Origin of the sequence: Psychrobacter sp. SHUES1 (genome assembly GCF_001652315.1) — a bacterium.
Lineage (GTDB): Bacteria > Pseudomonadota > Gammaproteobacteria > Pseudomonadales > Moraxellaceae > Psychrobacter > Psychrobacter faecalis.
In genome coordinates, this window is record NZ_LXWA01000042.1 from 124,202 (window position 1) to 132,074 (window position 7,873).

The 7,873-nt window shown below is 45.2% G+C and carries 7 protein-coding genes; 3 read left to right on the forward strand and 4 right to left on the reverse strand.

The window, feature by feature from the left end; translation table 11 throughout:
- Positions 1-158 precede the first annotated feature (158 nt).
- A complete protein-coding gene (locus tag A7325_RS05500) occupies positions 159-902 on the forward strand; it encodes an SDR family NAD(P)-dependent oxidoreductase (RefSeq protein WP_068405360.1) in 744 nt (247 codons plus the stop codon).
- A 94-nt stretch (positions 903-996) separates the two neighbouring features.
- Here the strand turns inward: A7325_RS05500 and A7325_RS05505 are convergent, their stop codons facing one another.
- The 3 genes from A7325_RS05505 to A7325_RS05515 form a co-directional block, all read right to left on the reverse strand.
- A complete protein-coding gene (locus A7325_RS05505) occupies positions 997-1,635 on the reverse strand; it encodes a phosphoadenosine phosphosulfate reductase family protein (protein WP_068405362.1) in 639 nt (212 codons plus the stop codon).
- A 67-nt stretch (positions 1,636-1,702) separates the two neighbouring features.
- Complete coding sequence (locus A7325_RS05510) at positions 1,703-2,299, reverse strand: DUF934 domain-containing protein (RefSeq protein WP_068405365.1); 597 nt, start codon at positions 2,297-2,299, stop codon at positions 1,703-1,705.
- On the reverse strand, positions 2,292-3,977 hold the full coding sequence (locus tag A7325_RS05515) for a nitrite/sulfite reductase (RefSeq protein WP_068405368.1): 1,686 nt from the start codon (positions 3,975-3,977) through the stop codon (positions 2,292-2,294). Before A7325_RS05515 ends, A7325_RS05510 begins: the two co-directional genes overlap by 8 nt.
- 266 nt (positions 3,978-4,243) lie before the next feature.
- Here A7325_RS05515 and sat point away from each other — a divergent pair, with 266 nt between their 5' ends.
- The gene (sat, locus tag A7325_RS05520) at positions 4,244-5,497 is read left to right on the forward strand and encodes a sulfate adenylyltransferase (RefSeq protein ID WP_068405371.1); all 1,254 of its coding nucleotides are present in this window, start codon (positions 4,244-4,246) and stop codon (positions 5,495-5,497) included.
- A 110-nt stretch (positions 5,498-5,607) separates the two neighbouring features.
- On the opposite strand, the gene A7325_RS05525 is transcribed toward sat, so the two are convergent.
- The gene (locus tag A7325_RS05525) at positions 5,608-6,141 is read right to left on the reverse strand and encodes a hypothetical protein (RefSeq protein ID WP_068405372.1); all 534 of its coding nucleotides are present in this window, start codon (positions 6,139-6,141) and stop codon (positions 5,608-5,610) included.
- 383 nt (positions 6,142-6,524) lie between these two features.
- On the opposite strand from A7325_RS05525, the gene A7325_RS05530 reads away from it, so the two are divergent.
- Complete coding sequence (locus tag A7325_RS05530) at positions 6,525-7,700, forward strand: sulfate ABC transporter substrate-binding protein (RefSeq protein WP_082894297.1); 1,176 nt, start codon at positions 6,525-6,527, stop codon at positions 7,698-7,700.
- Positions 7,701-7,873 lie beyond the last annotated feature (173 nt).

Genomic DNA, 7,873 nt, shown 5'->3' on the forward strand with positions numbered 1-7,873 from the left:
TATTTATGCAACTAAAAGGCTAGATATGTGCCAGTTATTAGCTGATTAAAAATGTCTAACATAGCCTAACATTCACAGTTCGATGACTATGTTAATCCAACCTAGATGTGATCAGATAGAAAAAAGTTTTATTTACAATATAAAAAACAAGGATGAACATGATGAAATTACAAGACAGGGTGGCTATTATATTTGGCGGTACCTCAGGACTAGGCGAAGCGACTGCAAAAGCGTATGCCGATGAAGGGGCAAAGGTCGTCGTCACGGGTCGCGATGAAGAAGACGGCAAACGTATTGTCAAAGACATAACCGATAAAGGTCAAGACGCTCTCTTTGTGCATGGCGATGTGACCAAAAAAGCAGAGATTGAAGCGGTAGTCGATAAAGCCTTAGAAGCTTACGGTCAAATTGACATTTTATATAATGGTGCAGGCATCCACGACGCTTATGATAATGCCGTCGAGTTAGAAGAAGACTTATACGATAAATTGATGGCAATTAATGTCAAAGCGCCATACCTCGCCTCAAAAGCGGTGATTCCGCACTTTATCAAGCAAGGACGTGGAGTTATCATCAATGTTGGCTCACAAGCCACGCAAATGGCAGGCCCCGGCGGTTCCGCTTATGTGACTTCCAAGCTTGCGGTGTTAGGATTTACCAAACAATTGGCATTTGATTTTGGCAGTCAAGGGATCAAAGTAAATATTCTATCGCCGGGCTTTATCGAAACGCCTATGACCGATGGTATTGATGATGAGCGCTTAAATCGTATCCCAGCCCAGCGCGCTGGCAAGCCCGAAGAGATTGCAGCGCTCGCGGTATTTTTGGCGTCTGATGACTCAAACTATATGCATGGCTCGAACGTCTTTATGGATGGTGGTTGGATTCTCGGTCGTAAATAACGTTCTAAAAAGCTATAATCTTAAGCTATCTAAGTGTAAAAAGCCCTCTTAAATGATAAGAGGGCTTTTTAATTTCACAGGTTAAGAATAAAGCTTAAAGCTGCGTATGCAAACCACATTCACGGCTTTCTTCAACTTTGGTTGGATCAAAGTAATCAAACTCGTTAGGCAAGTTATGCTCTTCAAGATAGACGTCTAAATCCGCGTCTGTTTTTTCAAATAATGGTGCAACTTTTAACACGCCGTCTTTTGATAAACTCAGCACATCAAGACCTTGGCGAAATTCCGTTTGATCTTTACGAATGGCGTTAAACCAGACATCAGGTTTCAGCTCATCTAGCGCACGGCGAAATGGCTCAAGTTTTACTTGGTCCGTGAATTCATCATGCTGCGGATTATCAATGCCTGGGATACCGTTCATGGTTGCGTCACGATAGGCAGCCGTTTGCTTAGGAATGTAAGTGATGACGTTTAAATTCAAATCACGGATGACTTTATTGGCAAACTGGTAAGTCGCATCGGTGTTATAGCCAGAATCTACCCACAATACCGTGATATCAGGGCGCTGCTTAGCAACCAAATGCAAAATCGCGGACTCATATGGGCGGAAATTGGTGGTGATAATGGGGTTTTTAGCTTGGCTAAGCGCCCATGCGACGATTTCTTCTGGTGATTTACCTTTTAATTCTTGGTTGGCTTGATCGATATCTAAATTTGGGTGTAATTGGCTCATGATGGATTCCTTAAGGGTAAAAAAATATATAAATGATTGATAATAAGTAGGGTGGTGACTATGAATATTAAGCACCAGCAAACATCGGTAGGTCGGCGGCGTTACGACCGTCATAACTACTGGCAAGCGCATTAAATGCTTGGCTGATATCAGAAATAGAGTGCAAATCATGCGCACTTATCACAAAACTGTCGGCGCCTGCGCGTAGCAGATAGGCGATTTGATCGCGGCCAAACTTGCCAGCCATACGAATCTCGCCTTGATAGCCCATTTGGCGTAAGGTTTGGGCGTAACTAAAACCACGTCCGTCCGTGAAAGCGGGAACGTGAATCACAATCAAATCTTGCTGTAATAAAAACTCTGGAATACGCGTCAGCACTTCGGTGTCGCTATCGGATGTCACCCAGACACCGGTACGGCTGATATGCTTGGCTAACAATTCACGTACTTGTAATAGTAGTCCGCCTGCAATATTGCCTTTAGCATCTAATAAATCAGCAAGCGGTAAAACGACTTCGAGTTTTTCTTGTTTTTGCAGCAGCTCTAGCAGTGATATATCGGTCAGGGTAATACCATCAGGCAGCTCATTGGTGCTAAGCGCAAGCCAAGTGTCAGTCTCACTGATATCGGTGCCATCGTTATTGAACACATGATGATTAGCCATAGACCTTCTCCTTAAAAGGGGCAATACCAATACGGTCAACTAAATCACCAAAGCCTTCGACATCATTGTCATTACTGACGCGCTGCTCAAGGTAGACGTCGATTATCTTTTGTATCGTCGTTGCTACGGCATCGGTTGGTACAGCCTTGCCCAATATCTTACCGAGTTTGGCGTCGTTGCTAGAGTTACCGCCGAGGCTGATTTGATACCAGTATTCACCTTTTTTATCGACCCCAAGGATACCGATATCGCCGGTATGGTGATGGGCGCAGGCATTCATACAGCCAGACATATTGAGGCGAATCTCACCTAAGTCATAAAGGTAGTCGAGATCATTAAACTGTTTTTCGATTTGCTCAGCGATATTGTGGGTTGTGGCATTGGCAAGCGAGCAAAAATCCCAGCCTGGGCAGACGATCATATCAGTTAGGGTGTTGATATTTGGACGGGCCAAATGTAGCGCCGCCAGCTGCTGCCATAGCTCGTACAAGCGATTGGTTTGTACATCGGCAAAGACCAGATTTTGCTGATAAGTACCGCGCAGCTCGCCAAAGCTATGTTCGTCAGCGAGGTCGGCGAGGGCGTCCATTTGCGACTCAGTAATATCACCTGACGGTACGTAGCGTCCGTCGACCAAGCCCGCTTTTAACGAAATGACCACCGCGCGGTAGCCTGCGATTTTATGCGCCACGGTATTTTGCTGATACCAATTGGCAAAGTCTTTATCAGCCTCTAGTTGCTGCTGCAAGTCCGACTGTACCTGTAGCGCATCAAAGCTGAGATAATCAGGCTCAGTAAAATAGCTGCTGGCCTTGTCAAAGTTGGCATCGGTCAAGGTCAACGGCCCATCTTTGATATTGGCTTCCCATTCGGCATCGACCAATTTGGCAAACGCAGGGCCGCCCATGCTATCGACCAATATCTTGATACGCGCTTTGAATTTATTGTCGCGGCGACCATGCAGATTATAGACACGCAAAATCGCATCTAAATAGCTGAGCAGATGCTGGCGTGGTAAAAATGTATTAATGGTTTTGCCAATCACGGGCGTACGCCCAAGTCCGCCACCAACTATCACTTCAAAGCCAAGCTCGCCTGCGTCATTTTTCTTTAAATGCAGTCCGATATCATGCACCTGCGTTGCCGCGCGGTCTTTTGCCGTACCGATGACGGCAATTTTAAATTTACGCGGTAAAAAAGCAAATTCCGGATGAAAGGTTGACCACTGGCGAATAATCTCGCAATAAGGACGCGGATCGGCGATCTCTTCTTTATGAATACCCGCATAAGGGTCGGTGGTGGTATTACGGATACAGTTGCCCGAGGTTTGGATAGAATGCATTTGCACCGATGCCAATTCGGCCAAAATATCTGGCACTTCTTCAAGTTTTGGCCAGTTCAGCTGCATATTGGTACGGGTGGTAAAGTGGCCGTAACCTTTATCATATTTACGGGTAATCTCAGCCAATTTGCGTAATTGATAGGTTGCCAGCAAGCCATATGGCACGGCGATACGTAGCATCGGTGCATAGCGCTGGATATATAGCCCGTTTTGTAAACGCAGCGGTAAAAACTGCTCTTCTGGCAGTTCACCTGCCAAAAACCGCTCGGTTTGGTCGCGAAACTGGGCGACTCGTTCCTCTACCAAGGTTTGGTCAGCGTAATTATATTGATACATGACGTAATCTCAATTTTGTTTTTAACTTAAAAAGCCGCGACGAAAATGATTTGCGTGTGATCGCTTGTATTGCCAATCGCAAGGTAAACAATTCAGAGTCACATCATATAAGCTTAAACCCATAAACATAAATTCCTTTAAGACATATCCATATCCAAACACAGCATAAATTTTCATAACCAAAGTTAGGTAGCCTATGTTTATCAAATTTAAGCGCTCATTCTCCTGACCAACTATCTCTCAATTTCATTATTAAGGTTTTAAAAATGACATCTACCAATCCCAATCTTTCCTCATCAAAACTTGTTCCGCCGCACGGCAGTAGCGAGCTAAAACCATTACTATTAAAAGGTGAGGCGCGCAAGCAAGCATTAAAGCTTGCCAGCACGTTGCCGACGATTACCTTAAGCTCTCGTGAGCGCGGCGATTTGATTATGCTTGGGATTGGTGGCTTTACCCCGTTAAATGGTTTTATGAATCAGGCAGATTGGCAAGGCGTCGTGGATAATATGCGCCTGCAAAGCGGCGACAATGTTGGCTTGTTTTGGCCGATTCCCATTACCTTATCAGCGCCTAAAGCGACTGCCGATAACTTAAACCAAGGTGATAAAGTCGCGTTAGTGGCGCAAGATGGTGAGGTTATGGGTATCTTGACGGTAGAAGAAACTTATACCATTGATAAAGCCCATGAGTGTCAGCAAGTCTTTACTACTACCGATAGCGAGCATCCGGGCGTACAGCAAGTACTTAACCAGGGTGAGGTAAACATCGCAGGTAGTGTTGAAGTACTAAGCGAAGGTGAGTTCCCAACCTTATACCCAGAGATTTATAAGACGCCTGCTGAAACTCGCGCTATTTTGGATGCCAAAGGCTGGAAAACGGTTGCCGCCTTCCAAACGCGTAATCCAATGCACCGCTCGCACGAATACCTTGCCAAGATTGCTATCGAGATTTGCGACGGCGTATTGATTCATTCACTACTCGGCGCGCTAAAACCGGGCGACATCCCAGCCGAAGTGCGTCAAGAAGCTATCAAGACCTTGATTGATAATTACTTTAGAGCAGACACCGTTATCCAAGCTGGGTATCCGCTCGATATGCGTTATGCTGGACCACGCGAGGCGCTACTACATGCGGTATTCCGCCAAAACTACGGCTGTAGTCATCTGATTGTTGGTCGTGACCATGCGGGCGTCGGTGATTATTATGGCGCGTTTGATGCGCAAACCATCTTTGAATATGTTGGTAAAGATGACTTGATTACCCAGCCGTTAAAAATTGGCTGGACATTTTGGTGTAATGCTTGTAATGCCATGGCTTCTGATAAAACCTGCCCGCATGAAGCGTCTGAGCATGTCAAAGTATCAGGCACCAAGCTACGTAAAGCGCTATCAGAAGACCTCGATGTACCAGAGAACTTTAGCCGTCCTGAAGTGCTAGAAATTTTGCGTGACTACTACGCTGGTATCGCAAAAGAGGAGCGTGCTGAGGTGAAGTTGGTCGGTGCCTCTGCAGTATAAGAACCTTAATATTTAAAAAAGATAATGCGCAAGAAAAAAGGTGTCAGAGTAACTATCTGGCACCTTTTTTATCATCTCATTTTATTATCTAAAATAGGCAATTAAAACTATTAATTGAGCGGTAAATCACCCTCAAGCTTTTGATATTCGCCAATGAGTGAGGCTCCACCCGAACAAAAATAATTCAGCGCGTACTTATCTTGGCTATCAATGGTCAACGCATCATCCTTAAACTGGAAAAAGGCGGTACTGTCATTGACCTTAGTTTGAAAAATGACACCGTGCGCCTCGTCTTGTCCCATTAATGTCGCTTTACCATCGAAGTGACAAGTTGGTTTTTTCACATCACCACGCGCTCGTACCTTAATATCAATTTGCTCGCCATTGTCTGCGCCGTCAGCTCTTATCATCACACCCACCCAATCATAGCCTTGGGCACGCTTGGCATAACCGTCAGAGGCGTAATCGCCAACGACCGTCTGCACCGCTGGTGTGACAGCAGCGTTTGGTTGCTGAATCGTTTGGTTATTAACGCTTGGCGTTACGTTATTACAGCCACTTAAGGCCAATAAAGCGATAGAGGTCGTTAAAATACCTACAAAAAAGCGTGACTGACGGGCATGACGAGGTGGAGACTTGATCATTGCATTACCTTTATTAAAGGGGTTAGTAAACAGGAAATAAGTGAAAGCGGATGGGCTAAGTTTTATCAGTGCAGCGCCTGATATACAACAAGCTAAGGGATAATATCGACTCTATAGAGGCTCGTCTAGAGCCTAAGCAATACCGTAACTTACTCAAAAGTGTCTGCTTATCACAAAACTACAAAAATACCGAGGAAAGACAAGCACTTTAGAATAACTAATAAAATTACTTATGCCAAGTTAATCACTCGATAAGCGTATTTGTCACTAAGCAATTGTCTCACAGGCTGTTAGCATATTGCTCATTATCCATAGAACCGAATTTCGAAATGCAAGGTTTTTATCCCTATTATTAGAGAACAACGTTCCTATCGAGAGCAAATATGCAGCCAAATAAAAAGAGCGGCCAAAAAACATCTCACAAGCATATCAATGCGCGTGCTTCTTTCGCTATTCAACCTAAAAGCATCGGCACAGTGCTCACCAATCGCTTTAGTTTTACCGTCAATCTTACCAGCAGTTTTGGTCTTGGTAGTGTGCTTGCAGCGGCGGTACTGATCACAGGCTGCAACCCTACCGAAGCCAACCAAAATGACGCCGCAAACGAGGCAAAAAATATTGATTTATTAAATGTGTCTTATGATGTCTCACGCGACTTTTATAAAGACTACAACCCGTTGTTTAATGCAAATTATCAGCAAAAACACCCAAGTATCAAGGTGAATATCAACCAATCGCATGGCGGCTCGAGCAAACAAGCGCTGGCGGTCGCCAATGGCTTGCAGGCGGACGTCGTTACTTTAAACCAAGAAAGCGATATGAATTTGCTGGTTGAAAAAGGCTTGGTTGCTAGCGATTGGCAACAGGCATTGCCAAACAATGCCGTGCCTTATACCAGTACCATGGTGCTCTTAGTTCGTGCGGGCAACCCAAAAGGCATCAAAGACTGGTCAGATTTGGCGCGTAACGATATTGCCGTAGTATTGCCAAATCCCAAGACCAGTGGCACGGCGCGTTATGCCTTTTTGGGCGCTTATGGCTACGGCTTACATCATTTTAAAGAAAAGGTGCAAAGCCCCGCCAAAACCGATACTTTTATCAAAAAACTACTGGCAAACGTCGTCACCTATGACAATGGCGCGCGCGCTGCCACCACGACCTTTACCCAGCGCGGTCTTGGTGATGTTTTAATCACCACCGAAAATGAAGCGCATCTGGCTGCTAAGCAGTTCGCGAAGGGAAAAGTCGATATCGTGTATCCAAGTTACTCGATTGTGATTGCCAACCCTGTGGCTGTGGTGAAAACCGTAACCGATAAAAAAGGCACCACCGCCGCGGCAAATGACTATTTAACAGGCCTATGGTCGACGCCCGCACAAGAGCTGATGGCACAGATGTATATGCGCCCTAGTAATACCAAGGTGCTTGCCGCACACAGCAAGACCTTACCTGAAATTGCAACCTTTGAGCCTGTGGCGGTATTTGGTGATTGGGAAAGCATCATGGCGACGTTCTTTGTCGATGGCGGGCGTTTTGATCAGCTGGCGAGAGTGAAGTAGAGCTGGGTTTTACATAGTTATAAGCAATTTTCATTAGCGCTTGGATTCAACATCGAAGTGCAACGCACCCGAAGCTAGATTTTACCTCAAGCGGTGTTCTAAACCCTAGCACCTTTCTTGGTCGATTATTTAAACTGTCTTCAATCGACTGAACTAAGTGCCTGCATAGGTTA